The organism is Pseudomonas sp. RIT-PI-o, assembly GCF_001297215.1.
Classification (GTDB): Bacteria; Pseudomonadota; Gammaproteobacteria; order Pseudomonadales; family Pseudomonadaceae; genus Aquipseudomonas; species Aquipseudomonas moraviensis_A.
This window is the reverse complement of the sequence record NZ_LHPA01000028.1, coordinates 101,868-119,438: the sequence shown is the minus strand read 5'-3', so window position 1 is coordinate 119,438 and position 17,571 is coordinate 101,868. Positions and strand designations below refer to the sequence as shown.

Annotated in this window: 13 protein-coding genes and 1 pseudogene; 3 read left to right on the top strand and 11 right to left on the bottom strand. The window is 61.1% G+C overall.

The window, feature by feature from the left end:
• The first annotated feature begins 169 nt into the window (after positions 1 to 169).
• The 3 genes and pseudogenes from AEQ63_RS19290 (at position 170) to AEQ63_RS19280 (ending at position 3,438) form a co-directional block, all read left to right on the top strand.
• Positions 170 to 2,360, top strand: a pseudogene (locus tag AEQ63_RS19290) (FUSC family protein).
• A complete protein-coding gene (locus AEQ63_RS19285) occupies positions 2,350 to 2,550 on the top strand; it encodes a DUF1656 domain-containing protein (RefSeq protein ID WP_041479478.1) in 201 nt (66 codons plus the stop codon). The pseudogene AEQ63_RS19290 and the gene AEQ63_RS19285 overlap by 11 nt, the downstream one beginning before the upstream one ends.
• A 21-nt stretch (positions 2,551 to 2,571) precedes the next feature.
• Positions 2,572 to 3,438, top strand: a complete 867-nt coding sequence (locus AEQ63_RS19280; protein WP_042607692.1) for an efflux RND transporter periplasmic adaptor subunit — start codon at positions 2,572 to 2,574, stop codon at positions 3,436 to 3,438.
• Positions 3,439 to 3,527: 89 nt separating this feature from the next.
• Here AEQ63_RS19280 and AEQ63_RS19275 read toward each other — a convergent pair whose 3' ends face one another.
• The 11 genes from AEQ63_RS19275 to algK form a co-directional block, all read right to left on the bottom strand.
• Positions 3,528 to 4,352: an SDR family oxidoreductase gene (locus AEQ63_RS19275; protein ID WP_064364421.1), complete on the bottom strand. Its 825-nt coding sequence runs from the start codon at positions 4,350 to 4,352 to the stop codon at positions 3,528 to 3,530.
• A gap of 36 nt (positions 4,353 to 4,388) precedes the next feature.
• Positions 4,389 to 4,853, bottom strand: a complete 465-nt coding sequence (locus AEQ63_RS19270; protein ID WP_042607694.1) for a hypothetical protein — start codon at positions 4,851 to 4,853, stop codon at positions 4,389 to 4,391.
• Positions 4,854 to 5,063: 210 nt separating this feature from the next.
• On the bottom strand, positions 5,064 to 6,515 hold the full coding sequence (locus tag AEQ63_RS19265; protein WP_042607695.1) for a mannose-1-phosphate guanylyltransferase/mannose-6-phosphate isomerase: 1,452 nt from the start codon (positions 6,513 to 6,515) through the stop codon (positions 5,064 to 5,066).
• 155 nt (positions 6,516 to 6,670) lie between these two features.
• Complete coding sequence (locus AEQ63_RS19260; RefSeq protein ID WP_042607696.1) at positions 6,671 to 7,327, bottom strand: alginate O-acetyltransferase AlgF; 657 nt, start codon at positions 7,325 to 7,327, stop codon at positions 6,671 to 6,673.
• Positions 7,328 to 7,341: 14 nt separating this feature from the next.
• Positions 7,342 to 8,514, bottom strand: coding sequence for an alginate O-acetyltransferase (locus tag AEQ63_RS19255; protein ID WP_064364420.1), 1,173 nt, complete (start codon positions 8,512 to 8,514; stop codon positions 7,342 to 7,344).
• A gap of 10 nt (positions 8,515 to 8,524) precedes the next feature.
• Positions 8,525 to 10,090, bottom strand: coding sequence for an MBOAT family O-acyltransferase (locus tag AEQ63_RS19250; protein ID WP_042607698.1), 1,566 nt, complete (start codon positions 10,088 to 10,090; stop codon positions 8,525 to 8,527).
• 285 nt (positions 10,091 to 10,375) lie between these two features.
• Complete coding sequence (locus tag AEQ63_RS19245; RefSeq protein WP_064364419.1) at positions 10,376 to 11,500, bottom strand: mannuronate-specific alginate lyase; 1,125 nt, start codon at positions 11,498 to 11,500, stop codon at positions 10,376 to 10,378.
• A gap of 8 nt (positions 11,501 to 11,508) precedes the next feature.
• Positions 11,509 to 12,975 (bottom strand): alginate O-acetyltransferase, encoded by a 1,467-nt coding sequence (locus tag AEQ63_RS19240; protein ID WP_042607700.1) that lies wholly within the window; start codon positions 12,973 to 12,975, stop codon positions 11,509 to 11,511.
• An 11-nt stretch (positions 12,976 to 12,986) separates the two neighbouring features.
• Complete coding sequence (gene algG, locus AEQ63_RS19235) at positions 12,987 to 14,558, bottom strand: mannuronan 5-epimerase AlgG (protein WP_064364545.1); 1,572 nt, start codon at positions 14,556 to 14,558, stop codon at positions 12,987 to 12,989.
• A 26-nt stretch (positions 14,559 to 14,584) separates the two neighbouring features.
• Entirely contained in the window at positions 14,585 to 16,066 is a 1,482-nt protein-coding gene (locus AEQ63_RS19230; protein ID WP_064364418.1) for an alginate export family protein, read from the bottom strand.
• On the bottom strand, positions 16,063 to 17,568 hold the full coding sequence (algK, locus tag AEQ63_RS19225; RefSeq protein ID WP_177330606.1) for an alginate biosynthesis TPR repeat lipoprotein AlgK: 1,506 nt from the start codon (positions 17,566 to 17,568) through the stop codon (positions 16,063 to 16,065). The genes AEQ63_RS19230 and algK overlap by 4 nt, the downstream gene beginning before the upstream one ends.
• Positions 17,569 to 17,571 lie beyond the last annotated feature (3 nt).

Here is a 17,571-nt window from a genome sequence, read left to right as displayed (position 1 = left end):
TCGGGATTACGCCGATCCCTGTGGCGAGGGGGCTTGCTCCCGCTCGAGTGCGCAGCGCCCGCAAGATTTTTGCGGCCGCTGCGCAGCCCAGCGGGAGCAACCCCCCTCGCCACAGGTTTTGTGTACTGCATAAAAAATTCTTCAATCCTCATTTATTGAGCAGGATTCAATGACTCCCTTGCCCGCATCTCTACGCTGGCTCCACTCCCTGGAATGGCGTCGCGGTTTCTTCGACTGGGCACGCAGCGATGGCGTGACCTGGGTGTATATCTTCAAAGTTTTGCTCGCTGCGTTTCTCACGCTGTGGCTGGCGATGCGTCTGGAGTTGCCGCAACCGCGCACGGCGATGATCACTGTGTTCATCGTCATGCAGCCGCAGAGCGGCCAGGTGTTCGCCAAGAGTTTCTATCGCTTCCTCGGCACGCTGGCCGGGTCGGCGATGATGGTCACGCTGATCGCTTTATTCGCGCAGAACACCGAACTGTTTCTCGGCTCGCTGGCGATCTGGGTCGGCATCTGCTCGGCCGGTGCCGCCCGTTGCCGCAACTTTCGCGCGTATGGTTTTGTCCTTGCCGGTTACACCGCGGCGATGGTCGGATTGCCGGCGTTGGCGCATCCCGACGGCGCATTCATGGCTGCAGTGTGGCGGGGGCTGGAGTCTCGCTGGGGATTCTCTGCGCGCGCTGATCAGCGCCGCGATTCTGCCGCAGACCGCCAGCGCAGCGATGCGCAACGCCTTGTATCAGCGCTTCGGTGTGTTCGCCCTGTTCGTCACCGACGGTTTGCGCGGGCGCAGCAAAGCCGAGGCCTTCGAAGCCAGCAACGTGCGCTTCATTGCCGAGGCCGTCGGCCTGGAAGGACTGCGTAGCGTGACCGTGTTCGAAGACCCGCACATGCGCCGGCGCAACGGTCGGCTGAGTCGTTTGAACAGCGAGTTCATGGGCATCACCACGCGCTTCAACGCCTTGCATCAGTTGCTTGAACGCCTGCGCGGCAATGGCGAAGAACATGTCGTGGCGGCAATCAAACCGGGTCTGCAGGATCTCGCCGAAGTGCTCGACGGCTTCAGCGGCCGCGCCCTGACCAGCCCCGACGCGGCACGTTTGGCTTCCGCGCTTTCGATCTACAAGGAAGGCTTGCCGACGCGGGTGCGCACCCTGCGCGGGATCTTCCAGGGCACCAGTCCGAGCGAAGCCGAACAATTGGATTTCCACACCGCCTACGAATTGCTCTACCGCTTCGTCGATGACCTGCACAGTTATGCCCAGACCCACGCGTCCCTGGCCGAGCACCGCCACGAACGTGAACGCTGGGACGAGCCGTTCACCCCGCAAACCAACTGGTGGGCGGCGGCCGCCTCAGGGATCCGTGCCTCGTTCATCCTGATCGTGCTGGGCAGTTACTGGGTCGCGACCGCGTGGCCGAGCGGGGCGACCATGACCCTGATCGCCGCCGCCACTGTCGGTTTGTCTGCGGCTACACCGAACCCGAAACGCATGGCTTTTCAGATGGCCTGCGGGACTTTTCTCGGCGCGTTGATCGGCTTCGTCGAGATGTTTTTCATCTTCCCGTGGATCGACGGTTTCCCCTTGCTCTGCGTGATGCTCGCACCGGTGATCGTGCTCGGTTCGTTCCTCGCCTCACGGCCGCAGTACGCCGGTGTCGGGCTGGGCCTGCTGATTTTTTTCAGCACCGGTTCGGTGCCGGACAACCTCACGATTTACAACCCTTACACCTTCATCAACGACTACATCGCCATGGTCATGGGCATGCTCGTGTGTGCCGCCGCCGGGGCGATTATTCTGCCGCCGAACAGCCGCTGGTTATGGCAGCGCCTGGAGCAGGATCTGCGCGGGCAAGTGGTCTACGCGATCAGCGGCAAGCTCAAGGCCCTGGCCTCGAGTTTCGAGAGCCGCACCCGCGACCTGCTGCATCAGGCCTATGGCCTGGCGGCCGGGCAACCGAAGGTGCAGAAGAGTCTGCTGCGCTGGATGTTCGTGGTGCTCGAAGTCGGTCACGCGATCATCGAGTTGCGCAAGGAGCAGGCAATCCTGCCGGTGCACCCGGCGTATGCCGAATCGCAGCCGTGGCGCCAGGCAATCCGTGTGATGGGGCGCGCGCTGGTGCGCCTGTTCCTGCAGCCGAACGCGAGCAATCTTGAGCGTGCACTGGTGGCGGTCGATCATGCCATCAGCCGCGTCGCCGCCACCGATGAACCGTTCGCGCCGCACTTCGATACCTCGGCGCTACGGCGGGTGAAAAGCTATCTGCACTTCATCCGCACCTCATTGCTCGACCCGCAATCACCCCTCGCCGAATTCGCTCCCGTCAGGCCCGAAGGACTTGCCCATGCCTCGTGAAATCGCTTTCCACGGCGTGTACATGCCGACCATGACCCTGATGTTTTTCGTCGCTGCGGGGCTGGCCTGGGCGCTGGACCGCTTTCTCTCGGGGTTCGATCTGTACCGTTTTTTCTGGCACCCGGCGCTGCTGCGTCTGAGCCTGTTTACCTGTCTGTTCGGCGCCATGGCGCTGACTGTCTACCGCTGACTCTCTCTGAAGAAGGCCCCGATGAAAAAGTTTTTCAGCCTGCTCGCGACCCTGCTGGTACTGGCCCTGGCGCTGTGGATCGGCCGCACGTTGTGGGAGCACTACATGAACACGCCGTGGACTCGCGATGGCCGCGTTCGCGCCGACATCATCAACGTCGCCGCCGACGTCACTGGCGAAGTGGTAGAAGTGCCGGTGCGTGACAATCAGTTGGTGAAGAAGGGCGATCTGCTGATGCGCATCGACCCTGAGCACTACCGCATCGCGGTCAGGCAGGCGCAGTCGCTGGTCGCCTCGCGCAAGTCGACCTGGGAGATGCGCAAGGTCAACGCCCACCGCCGCGCCGACCTCGACAACCTGGTGATCTCCAAGGAAAACCGCGACGACGCCAGCAACATCGCCGACGCCGCGCTGGCTGACTACCAACATGCCCAGGCACAACTGGAAGCGGCCGAACTCAACCTCAAACGAACCGAAGTGCGCGCGGCGGTGGACGGCTACGTGACCAACCTCAACGTGCATCGTGGCGACTACGCACGCATCGGCGAGGCGAAAATGGCTGTGGTCGATATGAACTCGTTCTGGGTCTACGGCTTCTTCGAAGAGACCAAACTGCCGCATGTGAAAGTCGGTGACGAAGCCGATATGCAATTGATGAGCGGCGAAGTGCTCAAGGGCCATGTCGAGAGCATTTCACGCGGCATCTACGACCGCGACAACCCGGAAAGTCGCGAGCTGATCGCCGATGTGAACCCGACGTTCAACTGGGTGCGCCTGGCGCAGCGCGTGCCGGTGCGGATACACATTGATGAAGTGCCGGAAGGGGTTTTGTTGGCGGCAGGGATTACTTGCACGGTGGTGGTGAACCAGACTGCTGCGAAGCTCTGACAGACCGCGTCGTCCCCTTCGCGAGCAGGCTCGCTCCCACACTGAATCCAGGCTGCACCGAAGATCCCTGTGGGAGCGGGCCGCCCTGCCTAGAGTTTCGCGCGCAAGCCGAACCGCTTCATCAACGTCGATTCCAGCAAACCCTTGGGCAGCAACGCCGCCAACAACGGCAACGCGCGGCTGCCATTGCCGATGCGGATCAAGCGTGGCGGGTTGCTCTGCTGCACAGCCTTGAGCACCTCGGCGGCAAACTCATTGGCCGGTGTCGGCTTGTCCTGCGACGCCTTGGCCCGCGCGCGAATGCCCTCACGCAGCGGAAACCACGGCGACTGCTCGTTGATCAACTGCTCGGCCTCGTGCCCGGCGTTTTTGGCAAAACTCGATTGAATCGCGCCGGGCTGGACTTCCATCACGCGGATACCGAACGGCGCCAGCTCCATGCGCAGGGCATCGCTCAGCGCATGCACCGCCGCTTTCGACGCGCAGTAGGCACCGGCGAATGGCGTGACCAGCACACCGGACACGCTGCCGATATTCACCACCAGACCTTTGGCCTGACGCAGCAGCGCAAACAGCGCGCGGGTGACACCGACAATCGAAAAGACATTGGTCTCGAACTGGCGCTGCATGGCCGCTACGCCGCCGTCGAGCAACGGCCCCATGGCGCCGTAACCGGCGTTGTTGATCAATACATCGAGGCCGCCGTGTTGCTGGTTGAGTCGCTCGGCGAGTTGTTCCAGCGCGGCGCCATCGTTGACGTCCAGCTGGATGGCGATGAAACCGGCGGCGCTGAGCGCGGCGACGTCTTGCGTCTTGCGCGCGCTGGCCCAGACTTCATAGCCGGCGGCTTTGAACGCATCGGCAAGGGCGCGGCCGATGCCGCTGGAACAACCGGTAATCAACGCAACGGGCATGGCGCATTCCTTGTGCAAAATAAGGTGTGGAGGAGATCAGTCGGAGAAACTGCCCTGCAAATGCTCGGCGCGAAACTCCAGGCTTTGCGGGCGATAGCCGGGGCGCAGCGGCGGCAGTGGCAAGCAGTCTTCCCACGTGGCGCCGGCCTGCAGTTCGCCGGGGCCGCGATAACGCGGGGCTGTGTATTGATTGTCCGCCAGGTTGACCGTATCGCCCGGCGCATAGGCAGCGATGCGCCAACGCAGTTCGGTCAGCGGCACGTCGTTGCCGTTGTTCATTTTCAATTGCAGCGGACGGTCGGCCGGGCATTGTTCGGGAGCGTAAGCGATGCGCAGTTCCAGGCGCGCGAGTTGCTTGATCTCGCGGTTGTCCAGCCACACCACCCACATGGCCACAAAACCCAGCCCGATTGCCGCGGCCACCGAAACCGGCAAGGCCTTGGCCGGATAGCGCAGCAGCAGGATCAACCAGGTGATGACCAGCAGGATGCCGATGAACATGTCGGATAACCTCGCAGAGACAGAGAGGCATCCTACCTAAGCGCAGGGGAGGTTGGCGATGGGCATCGGGACCAGGGGTGTCTGAGAGGGCCTCTTCGCGAGCAGGCCATTTCTGGCGACACAGAATCAAGACAAAAAAAGCCCCCGCCCAGCCCGCTGCGGATAGGGGACGCAACGGGCTGGACGAGGGCTTCTTGTTTCAGCGAGCGATTACTGCGCGATGGTTTTCACCGAGACGCCGCGCTCGACCGGGGTGGAGCGGCCGTAGATATCTTCGAAACGCTCGATATCGTCTTCGCCCAGGTAGCTGCCCGATTGCACTTCGATGATTTCCAGCGGGATCTTGCCCGGGTTGCGCAGGCGGTGCACCGAGGCGATCGGGATGTAGGTCGACTGGTTTTCAGTGAGCAGGAACACGTTCTCGTCGCAGGTCACTTCGGCGGTGCCGCTGACCACGATCCAGTGTTCGGCGCGGTGGTGGTGCATTTGCAGCGACAGGCACGCGCCCGGCTTGACCGAGATGTGCTTGACCTGGAAACGCCCGCCCATGTCCACCGAGTCGTACGAGCCCCACGGACGATACACTTCGCAATGGTTCTGGGTTTCGCTGCGGCCCTGCTCGTTGAGCGTGTTGACCATCTGCTTGACGCCCTGGACCTTGTCCTTGTGGGCAATCATCATCGCGTCCTTGGTTTCGACCACGACGATGTTTTCAAGACCGATTACCGAAACCAGTTTGCCGTTGCCGTGGATCATGCAGTTCTTGCTGTCCTGAATCACCACATCGCCTTTGCTGACGTTGCCGTTGGCGTCTTTTTCATTGACTTCCCACAGCGACGACCAGCAACCGACATCACTCCAGCCTGCAGTCAGCGGCACCACGCAGGCGCGCTGGGTCTTTTCCATCACCGAGTAGTCGATGGAGTTGTCCGGGCAGCAAGCGAAGGTGGCTTCATCGAACGTGACGCTGTCGGCGTCCTGCTGGCTGCGCTCGAGGGTCAGCAGGCAGGTGTCGTAGATGTCCGGATCGTGTTTTTTCAGTTCTTCGAGGAAGCGGCTGGCGCGGAACAGGAACATGCCGCTGTTCCAGTAGTAACCGCCGGATTCGACGTACTCGGTGGCGCGCTTCACGTCCGGTTTTTCGACGAAGTGCGAGACACGGCTGACGCCTTCGGGCAGCAGCGAATCAGCGGTGGACTTGATGTAGCCGTAGCCGGTTTCCGGTTTGGTCGCCGGCACGCCGAACAGGACCATTTCGCCGTTTTCCGCCGCGACGGTGGCCAGGGCCAGGGCGCGTTGCAGGGCTTTCTGGTCTTCCAGCACGTGGTCGGCCGGCAGCACCAGCATCAGTTCGTCGCGTCCTTCATTGACCAGCATCATCGCGGTCAGGGCCACGGCCGGCGAAGTGTTGCGGCCGAACGGTTCCATCAGAATGCGCTGGCACTCCAGATTGCGTGCGGCCAATTGCTCGTTGACGATGAAACGGTGCTCTTTGTTGCAGACCACGATCGGCGTGTCCATGCCTTCGAACACCAGGCGCTCGAGAGTTTGCTGGAACAGGGTGTGTTCGCCGGTCAGGGCGAGGAATTGCTTGGGGAATTGCTTGCGCGAAAGAGGCCACAGACGCGAACCGCTACCACCTGACAAGATCACCGGAATCATAGTTTTTACTCCATAAAATCAATTTGGTTAGAGCCCTGTGGGAGCGAGCCTGCTCGCGAAAGCGCTGGCTCAGTCGACATTGATGCTGCATGTCAGACCGTATTCGCGAGCAGGCTCGCTCCTACAAGGGTTACTGCGTCAGTTCGGGAAAAGGGTTAGCGAGTCGACACCGGGCGTTTTACCCAGACTGGCGACAGGTTGCTGCCGTTGCCGGTGACGTACAGCACGGCTGCCTCACCACGCTCCAGCGCGACCGGTTTTACGTCGCCGACTTTCTTGTCGCCTTCGTACAGCGCCAGGCTGACTTTCACCGGGTTGATTTCACGTTCGCCACGGCCCTTGGCTGCGACGTTCGGCACCACTTCGGTCTTGCCGTCGGCGGTCTTCAGGGTCAGCGGCTTGTCGCTGAGGTTCTGCACGCGCACCAGGGATTTCTGCTTGTTCTTGAACGGTGGTTCTTCGATCAGTTGTGGCGCGCCGGAAGCGTTGTTGACCAGGGTGTAGTAGTGGTCACCGGCGAGTTTCACTGGCAGGGTCTGGCTGCCGATCTTGGCGCTGTAGTCGCCGCCCGGCATGAAGCTGAAGTCACTGCTGGCCAGTGGCGCGATATCGCTCAGGCTGGTGCTGCCGACAGTGGCGCTGACTTCAGCGTTGCTGGCGTTGTAGACACGTACGAAGGTCGAGCCTTTCGGCGCGGTCGGGCCGTACAGTGCAGCATCGCCACCGGCGAAGGCTGGGACGGAAAGCACGCTGAGGCCAGCAACCAGTGCGAAGCTTTTAGCGAGACGACGAGGAGTAGTAGTGAAAGTCATGGTGTACCTCTCTTTCAGTTTTGCGCCCGATCGGGCGTCTCGGATTTAGTGTTGATGGCTACGTTTTGTTGGCGGGCGCCGGCTTGTTTGAGCTCTGCGACCCACTGTGGGTCGGCGTCGCCGATTTCGTTGTTCACAGGCAGATATCGTTCAGGAAACTCCCAGATCAGCACTTGTGGCGGGCTGTTCTTGAAGTCATCGCTTTTCAGGTAGCTGAGCATTGGCAGAATCGGGCCGTGGCCGTCTTCGGCGTAGTTGACGACGTCGCTGTGCAGCGCTTGCTTGAGCGCACCGACGAAGTTCCAGTTGGGGTTGGCGCTGTAGCTGGTGCCGATCAGTGCCACCGGTACTTCGCTGTTGGCGAACAGGGCGTCGTCACCGGCAGGTTGCTCGGCGGCCACGGTGTTGCGTTTGAGCAGAGGCTCAGGCGCCGGCATCATGTTTTCGAACAGCGGGTCGAGCGGCAGGAACAGACGCAGATCGCCCTTGTGCGTGACCTTCTCTGCTGGCGTGGTAACGAAGCGCTGTGGCTCGCCGCTCAGCGGGAATTTCTCGGCAATGGTCCTGGCCAGCGTGTTGGCCGCGATTTCGGCGCCTTCCGGGGTCCAGTGGGTGTCGGTGCGCAGGAACACTTGCTCACCATTCTGCTTGGCCTGTTGCAGCGGGCCGAGCAGGTCAGGGGCGAGGATCTTGTCGGCAGCGACACGGGCGTGGAAATCCTGATACAGGTTCTGGTGAATGCTTGCGGGCTTCACTTCACCCAGATGCTCCGGATACAGACGCACCTTGGCCGGCACGATCGCCATCACCAGTTTCACGCCTTTCTCTTTCAAGGTCTGACGCACGCCTTCGACCAGCGCGTAGTTGCCTTGCAGGTTCTGCTCCTCGTTGACGATCGGGTTGAATTCCTCATCGCTGTACAACCACTGGTCGCGGCCGAGCACGACGCCCGGACGACCTTCGTTGAACAGTTTGAAATCCAGCGCGGCCCAGAGGTTGGTGCCCAGACGCTTGATCGGGAATTCATCGTCATAGTGGGTTTCCACCGCCTTCGTCCAGCGGCCGTTGAGCACCGTCGCATCGGCGTTGGTGCTGAAGCCGAAGAAGCTGCGAACCGACCACAGGCCCAGGACCAACAGCGTCACCAGGAACAGGGCGATGTAGAAGATGCGTAATGAGCGGGTCATGTCAGATCCCTCAGAACTGGAAGTAAAGGAACGGCGAGAAACTTTGCGCCGAGAGTTTGAGAATCGAGGCGATGAACAGCAGCAGGATCAGCCCGCGCATCACGTAGCGCGACCAGTCCGCGGTCCAGTAGGCCGGTTGCACCTGGGCTTCGACGCCGACGGTGTAGCCAGGTTCATGGATGCTCGCAGGATTTTCACCAGGCGCTGCCTTGATCATTCCCGGGGTCGCAGTGGCAGGGCCATCGGCTTCGACGTTGACTTCAGGTTTGGTCTTGGCTGGCGGCTGATTGGTGTACAGATCACGCAGGCCGAAGAACGCCAGGGTCACGTAAGCCACCACCAGGGTTGCCACTTGCAGGCCGGTCAGGCTGGCCTGATTGAGTTCCGACAGCGACCAGTCACCGAAGCTGAACATCGCGCCGTACATGCGTCCGGCAACGTGCAGGTTCTCGGCACGGAAGATCACCCAGCCCATCACCACCAGCAGGAAGGTCAGTGCCCAGCGGATCGGATTGAGGCTGCGCGGCGAAGTGTTCAGGCCGAGCATTTTTTCGATCGCCAGCCACATGCCGTGCCAGGCGCCCCAGATGATGTAAGTGATGTTCGCGCCGTGCCACAGACCACCGAGCAGCATGGTCAGGAACAGGTTGCGATAAGTCATCAGCGTGCCTTTGCGGTTACCGCCGAGGGTGATGTACAGATAGTCACGCAGCCAGGTCGACAGGCTGATGTGCCAGCGGCGCCAGAACTCGGTGATCGACTGGCTGATGTACGGCTGCTTGAAGTTTTCCATGAAGCGGAAACCCATCATCAAGCCCAGGCCGATGGCCATGTCGCTGTAACCGGAAAAGTCGAAATACAGCTGCGCGGTGTACGCCAACGCACCGAGCCAGGCGTCGCCCGTGGTCGGGTTCTGCAGGGCGAAGCAATGGTCGGCAACCACGGCGAGGGTGTCGGCGATGAAGACTTTCTTGATGAAACCCTGCATGAACCGCGTGCAGCCCTCGGAGAACTTGTCGAGGGTGTGCGTGCGGTTGTTGAACTGGTCGGCGAGGTCGCGGAAACGCAGAACCGGGCCGGCAATCAGGTGCGGGAAGATCGCCACGAACGCTGCGAAGTCGATCAGGTTGCGCGTCGCCGGAGTGTCGCCACGGTACACGTCGATGATGTAGCTGATCGATTCGAAGATGTAGAACGAAATACCGATCGGCAGCAGTACGTGGGTGAGGATGAACGGCTCGAGACCGAACGAGGTCATGATCGCATTGATGCTGTCGACGCCGAAGTTGGCGTACTTGAAGTAGCCGAGGATGCACAGGTCCACCGCCACGCCGAGCAACAGCCAGCGCTGCGCCGGTTTGGTCCTGACGCCGGCGGCACCGACTTTCAGGCCGATCCAGTAGTTCCACAGCGTGACCGCTGCGAACAGCGCGAGGAAGTCCACCCGCCACCAGGCGTAGAACACGTAGCTGGCGATCAGCAGCAGCAGGTTGCGATAGCGTTGCCCGCTCAAGTAGTACAAGCCGAGAAAGATCGGCAAGAACAGAAACAGGAACACGTTGGATGAAAATACCATCCTGATCTCTCCATGTTTGAACCAACAGTCAAGGGCCAAAGCCCCCCCAAACCCCCCGTGGTAGTGGAGGGGTGACACAGTGTTTGCTTGAGGTCTGGGCTGGCCGTCAAACCACGCCCCTCACCCCCCGCCCTCTCCCGGAGGGAGAGGGAGCCTGATCTCCATGGTTTTCAAAAATGGAGATCGACTCGGTATTTCAGGTCGGCGAATTTCAGAAAAGCACCTCGTCAAGTTCCCTCTCCCTCCGGGAGAGGGTTAGGGTGAGGGGCTTTTGCTCTTCGCCTTTCAAGAACCCTTGTTGCCCTTTTCATGGGACGGGTCGTAGACCTTGGTCAGGTCGCCGCCAAGGCGGAAGGTCTTGAACGGCTGCATGCCGTGCTTCTTCTCGATCACATCCGGCGCACAGGTGTAGAGGGTGCAGAACGGTTCGAGCCAGGCGAATTTCATGTCCTCTTTCAGGTCAGTCATGTCCTGCTTTTTGCCGTTCTTTTCTTCGAACTCGTCAGGGTCCTTCACACCGGCCAGCACACGATCACCGAGACGCTTCAGCGCGCCGTTGTTTTCCTGACGCAGATCGACACCGTTGACCTGAGCGAAACTGGCGATCATCGCCAGCGGCGGCAGGGCGTAGTTGTGATAGGCGAGGGCGCGTTGCTGGCGCTTGAGTTCGTTGGGCAGGAAGCCGTCGGCGTCGACTTGATTGACGCCAACCTTGTATTCCTTCACCGCCCAGTCGAACAGGTCGCGGCGGTTGGTGGCGACGGCGGTGGCCATCACCGACCAGGCGGCCCAGTACGAGTGGTTGTTGGTTTTTTCCAGCGGCAGGTTGTCCCAGTCGCTGACCACCTGATCGGCCATTTTGCTGAACCAGGCTTCGATCAGCTGCGCTTCCTGCTGATGCTGGGCCAGCGGATGCGAGTCGGAAAACTTCAGGCGAATGTACGACGAGGCCATGCTGCCCAGCGCCCATTTGCGCATCGACTTGCCGGTGTGGTTGAAGTCTTTCGACATCAACGCATCGGCCTTGGCCCACGCGGTCAGCCAGTTGAGCGTGCATTCGAGCTGCTCCGGGCGACCGTCGCGCATGAACTGCATGACGCGTTTGGCGGTGCCGCGCTCCAGCGTGGTGATGTCTTTGGTGGTGTCGCGAAAGGCTTTTTCCGACTGCACGTTCAGCGTTGCGCGGGCCTTGTCCGAACCTTCGTATTTGCTGCGAAATTGCAGCGGTCCGGTGTACGGCGCCGGCATGGCATCGCAGCCATCGCTGTTGTCGCCGGTCTTGAATTTATCCACCGGAGCGAAGTAGCCCTGCGGTGGACGCAATGGCGCAGCGGCCTGGGTCGCCCCGGCGAACATCGCCAGGCTCAGGAGCGTCGGTGCCAACAGATTTTTCAGTTTCGGATTTCGCATAGCAGACCTCATTGCCCGAGCTGCGCGGTCTGTTGACCAGCGCCCGGGAATACGTTGCGTTTGCAGATTTTCGCTTCGACTTTTTGTGGCGCGGCGCCAGGTCCGGCTTCAGGACCCTGGACTTCGACCGCCAGCAGGTTTTGCGAGGCCCAGTCTTCGTCCGTGCGCAGCTCAAAGGCGAAACGACCGTCGGTGTCGGAGGTTTCCGGTTTCTCGATCTTGATGTCCTCGTGGCGACCGTTCATGTACCAGAGGGTGGCTTGCAGGGTTTTCACCGAGGTGTCGGCGAAGCGGATGTCGACCTGATGACTGGCGTTCTGCAGGTTCAGGTTCTTGCTGTTGACCAGCAGTTCTTGCTTGCTGCCCGGTTTCAGCGTGGTGCTGGCGGACATCTGTGCGTCTTTGCCTTCGCAACCGTTGTCGAGCAGCGCCATCATCTGGCGATAGATGGTTTCCTGGTCGAGGCGATACAGCGGCGAGAATTCCCAGATGAGAATCTTCGGCGGGGTCTTCTGGAATTCTTCGCTGCCCAGGTACTGCAACATCGAACCTTCCAGACCGCCGCCGGGGAAGGCCACGTTGAGAATGTCGGCGCCGATGGCTTCTTCAAGGAAACCGGCGAAGTTGTAGTTCTTGCCGCTGTGCGACGTACCGACCAGAGTGATCTGCGGATTGCCGGAATCGCCGAACAGATCGCCGTCGCCTGCCTCGCCTTTCGGCTCGGTGGTGAACTGGTCCATGTACTGGATCGCGTAGCTGGTGCCACACAGTTGCCCGGCCATGTTGTGCAGGGTGCCGGTCTTGCCCATGCGCCCGGACTTCTTGGTCTCGAATTCACGCTTGGGAATGTCGGCGAAAGCCGGGATCTGCTTGACCTTTTCCGCCACGATTTTTGCCGTGCGCTGAGCGCCGTATGGCGTCCAGTGCTGGTCGCCACGGAAGTAGAAATCGTGGGCGGGCAGGGTGTCCGGCAACGATTCGTTGGTCAGCGGCGACAGGTCCGGCACCACGTAACCCATCTTGGCGAAACGACCGAGCATGGTCTTGTAGTTGCCCAAGGCTTTCTCGTAGTCGAACGCGGCTTTCTCCTGCGGGTTGAGCTTGTTGCGGTTCACCAGGCCTCGGGTCGGCTGGTAAACGATCACCAGTTCGACGCCTTTGCTCTTGAACGCATCGTGCAACTGTTGCAGGCGCTTGTAGCCGGCCGGCGTGGTGTTGAACTCGGTGCGCAGATCTTCCTGGGTACGGAACAGCCAGTCGCCCTGCGCCTGTACCAGGGTGGTGAAGTTCTGCTGATAACGCGTGGTGTAGTTTTTTGCGTCATGGGCCGCCGGGCACAAGTTGCAGCACGGCTCGGCGGTGAACTTCGGTGGCGTGACGCTTGCGCCTTCAGCGTCGGCGCGTGCGTTGCCGGCAGCAAGAATGCCGAGAGTCAGGGCCGAGAGGCTGAGCAGTTTGATCATGTGTGGGTGCATAAAAATTATCCTCAGTCCTGCAATTCGGTCTGGCGTTCGACAGGGTCGATCAGCACGGCTTTCTGCTGGCGCACCAGCAGGTCGAGAATTTCATCCTGGCGCTCGCCGAGGATGCCGTTGAAGCTGATGCCGCTGGACTTGGTCGGCGCCAGCATCGACACGCGATACAGCTCGACACTCAGCGGCGAGTCGATCGACAGCGGGCCGCTGCCATTGGCCGCCAGTTCGCCGCCAACCACGATCAGCGACACCTGCGCGTCGAACGGGTCGAGCTTGATGTCACGGTCGGTGTCGGTCAGGTCCTTGATGTGGCCGTAGATACCGGTCAGGCCGTTGGTCATGGCGACGTTTTCGTAGAGGCGGATGTTCACGCTGTTACGAATACGGATGCCGTGACGGGTATTGCTGATGACCTTGTTGCCCCACAGCAGGTTGTCGGCGGACTCGTAGAGCGTGATGCCGTCGGTGTGGTTCTTGTAGATCTCGTTGTAGGCAATGATGTTGTTGACGCTGTTACGGTCGATCACCAGGCCCGACAACTTGTTGTCGTAACTCTTGTTGTTGAAGATGAAGCTGTCGTTGACCTCACGGGAAATGATGATCCCGTGCTTCTTCTTCGTGCCGTGAACGGTGTTCTCGGCAATGATCAGACGGTGCGAGCGGTCATGCGGGTCGATGCCGTAGACGATGTTGTCTTTGTAGGTGTTGCCCTTGACCACGAAGTCGCGGGTTTCGTAGCAGTAGAAGCCGTACCACATGTCCGAGAACTCGGAGCCGACGATCCAGCCGGTCGGTTCCGGGCGCTTGAGAACCTTGGCCATGTTCGGCGTGTACTGGGAAATACTCACTCCGTACGACTTACTGTTGGCGTAACCGAAGCTGGCCATCTTGCTGTTGACGATGTAGGTCTCGGTGCCGCCCCAGGCGAGCAGGAACGGACGGAATTCCTTCGGCGAACGGAAGGTTGCCGGGCCGTTGTCCTTTTCGCGCCAGCCGGTGACTTTGGTGTCACGCACGAACAACTGACCGTCGTTGATCAGGAACGAACCGGCCTCTTGCGACAGGCGCAGTTCCTGGGTCTGACCGTCTATTTCGAGGATGCCTTTCTCGCCGACCACGATCGGCAATTTGGCCAGGTACACGCCCGGCGAGGTCTCGCTGAAATACTGCTTGGGCAGTTTTTTCGCCAGATCCTTGAGGTTCATGTAGCCGTCGTCGATGAAGATCGCCTGCGGGATGCCGTGCTGACGCACAACCCATTCGGCCATCTTGTTATCGCCGCCGATGAAATCCTTCAGGGCGTTTTCCTGCATCATCCGGCGCACGCTGATCTTGCCCGGTTTGCTGCGCACGATTTTCGCCGCAGCGGCCTCGGCGGTGAAGCCGGACAGGTCGGGCAGTTTCGGCTTGGCCAGTTGCAGCGCCTCGGTCGGCGCGCTGCTGACGGTGTAGGTCTTGGCCTGTTGCAATTCCTTGGCCACGGTCGCAGGTTTCGCCGGTTCAACATTGGCGAAGGCGCCGGCGCTGGCCAGCAGCATCGCGCCGGCCAGCAGGCTGAGTGAGCCTGTTCTGGTGCTGATCATGTCGGGCACTCCCTTGGCGGTTTGCATCAGAAGCGCCAGATCACGTCAATGAATGCGCGGTGCATGTAGGAATCAACCTGGCTGCCGTAGGCATCGCCCGGTTTGAACACACCGCCACGGAAACGCACCAGTGCCGAAGGCTCGTCGATCGACTGGCTCAACGCCGCCGGCAACAGGCCTTGCTTGAAGTACTTGGTGACGACCAGGTCCATTTCCTGACCCAGGTCCTTGTTGCCATCTTCAAGCGGCAGCGAGGTGCTGGAGAGGATCGCGCCGGTGACGTCGTCGGTGTTGTTTTCCACCGCGTTGATGCCGTTGCTGCCGACCGGCTTGTTGCCGTCGACACGCCAGAACTTGTGGTAGATCAGGCTGGCGTCGTACTCGTCGTTGACCATCCACGAACCGAACAGGGTGGCGGTCTGCATGTTGTTCATTTCGCCACGGAACGCTTCGCCGAAACGGTGTACGCGTGAACGGGTACCGGTGTAGTTGGAGCGGTTGCTCTCCAGACCGTTCTGTTCGTAATCGGCACTGGCGCGGGCGTAGGCACCGCCGACTTGCCATTGCGGATCGAGGCGCAGGCGCACGCCGACATCGGCGGCCCAGCCGCTGATGTCATCGCTGCGCTTGGCTTGTGTCGGGCGCGTGCCATCGGCGTTCAGCGCGTTGACCGTATCGCGGTCGCCGCTCATGCCGGTGATGCTGCCCCAGTAGTTGACGGTGTTGGTGTTGCGCCAGTTGTAGGCGTCGCTGTCAGCGGTCAGGCCGATCCAGCTGATGTCGCCGTTCTCGGTCTTGTCCAGCGAGTCGCGCGGGACGCCCGGCTCGGCGTAATCGAGTTTGCCGTCGTCGTGAGTGTGGTGACCGCGAATGCCGACCCACTGGCCCGGTGTCCACTGGTAAGCGGCATCGGCGTAGGCGTGCAGGCGATCCTTGTCTTTCGGCGCCAGCTCTTTGAGGTCGGTGCGGTATTCGCTGAAGCGCTCGGCCACACCGGCATTGGCGCGCAGCAGGGTGGTGTCGAAGGTCCAGTTCAGGGCTTCGATGTTGGTGTCGCGCCATTGGCCGTCGTCATTGCGCAGACGCTGGCGACCGAACTTGAGGATCTCGCCAGGGTACGGCGTGAAGCCGCTGTAGCCAACCCAGAACTCGCGCATCGCCAGGTAGTTCTTCTTGGTTTTGCGATCACTGTTGTCGGTGGCTTGTTCACCGTCGGATTGTTGCAGGGTGTCGGTCTCGATGATGTCGGTCGAGGTCACTGCCTGACCCATCGCGTAGGCGCTCCACGCGCCGCTTTCGCCGTAGATCCACGGACGCAGGTCCAGGCCGACGCCGTTGACGTCGCCGCCACCGGCAGTGCCGAGGTCACGGTCGTCTTCGGATTGACCGGTGAGTTTCACTTCCAGACCGAAGTTCTTGCTTTCAGTCATCGCAGCCAGTGTCGGGCAAGACCAGATCAGCGCGAAGGTGAGGCCAATACCGGCCTTCACGAATGGGTTCAGCTTCATAGTTTTTCCTCGCCGTCTTCTTCTTGCAGGGCGTGCAGTTGCAGCGTGTTCGAGTTCGGGGCGCCACGGCTGGCCTGTTCCTGTTGCAACAGGCGGCGGGCTTCGGGAAGGCGCTCGGGCGGCAATTGCGCCTCGAGGGTCGCTGCCAGTTCATCGGCTTGCGGGGTGTTCTGCGCCTTGGCCAGTTGGCTGAATACGTAGGCGTTCAGCGGATCGGGCTTGGTGCCCTTGCCTTGGGAAAACAGCTGGGCGATGGCGAAGTCGGCACTGTTCTGGCCGTTGCGCGCAGCGGTCAGCAGGTGGTCGAGGGCCTTCTGCGGATAGACCTTGCCGAGGTAGCCACGGCGATAGATCTGGCCGAGGTAGTAGTCGGCGGCGACTTCGCGGCCAACGGCTTTCTGGAAGTGTTCCTCGGCGACTTTGGCGTCGGCCGGAACCATTTTGCCTTCGTAGTAGACCTTGCCCAGCAACAGTTCGGCGCGCGGCTGATCGGCGGCGCGGCCATTGTCCAGGTACTTCATCATCTGGTCGACGTCGCCCAGTTCGGGGAAGTCGTAAAGCAATTGGGCGAGGGTGACCCACGACGCCGGGTAGCCCGGAGCGATCGGCTCGAGCAGCGCCTGCGCAGTTTTTTCGTCGGTCTTGCCCAGGGTCGAATCGGCCAGCACGCGGGCCACGGAATCGACTCGCTGCGCGGTGACGGTGCCACGGCTGTAACCGGCCTGCATCTGCTTGATCAGTTCGGCCTGTTGCTCCGCCTGGCCACGTTTCTGGTAGACGGTAGCCAGTTCGACATAGCAGATGTCGGTGGTGTTGATTGCGGCCTTGCAGATCTTTTCCACGTCATCCAGGTGCTGGTCGTAAGTGCCCTGGGTGCGATACAGCAGCACCTGCGCCAGACCGGCTTCCGGGTAGCCCGACTTGCGCCACTGATCGATCTGCTGCTGGGCGTTGATGTTCGGGAAGCTGTGCGGGTATTGCAGGTACAGCATCGCCAGCGGGATCAACGTATTGCCTTCGCCATTGGCGGCGGCTTTTTTCAGCAGGGTTTCGGCTTCATGGTGTTCGGCTTCGGTGGAGCCCGGCTTGGCCACCAGCAGACGACCCAGACGTGCCTGGGCACGCGGCGATACGCTGGCCGCTGCGCGATAGGTCGCTTCGGCCTGTTTCATCTGCGCCGGGTCACGGCTGTCGACCTGGATATCGGCCAGACCGACTTGCGCCTCGCTGTAACCCAGATCGGCCAGTTGCTGGTAATTCTGCGCGGCGGTGGCGGTGTCGCCACGCTTGAGCGCTTCGTTGGCCAGACGCTGATCGGGCAGCCCGGCGCAACCGGCCAGACTCACTGCCAATGCCAGGGCACACACCGTTCCCTTGTAGGAGTGAGCCTGCTCGCGATGCAAGCGACTCGGTACATCAGACAAACCGCGGCGATCCCATCGCGAGCAGGCTCGCTCCCACAGGGTCGGCGGTGTGTTCAAGTTATGCGTAGTCACAGGCATGTC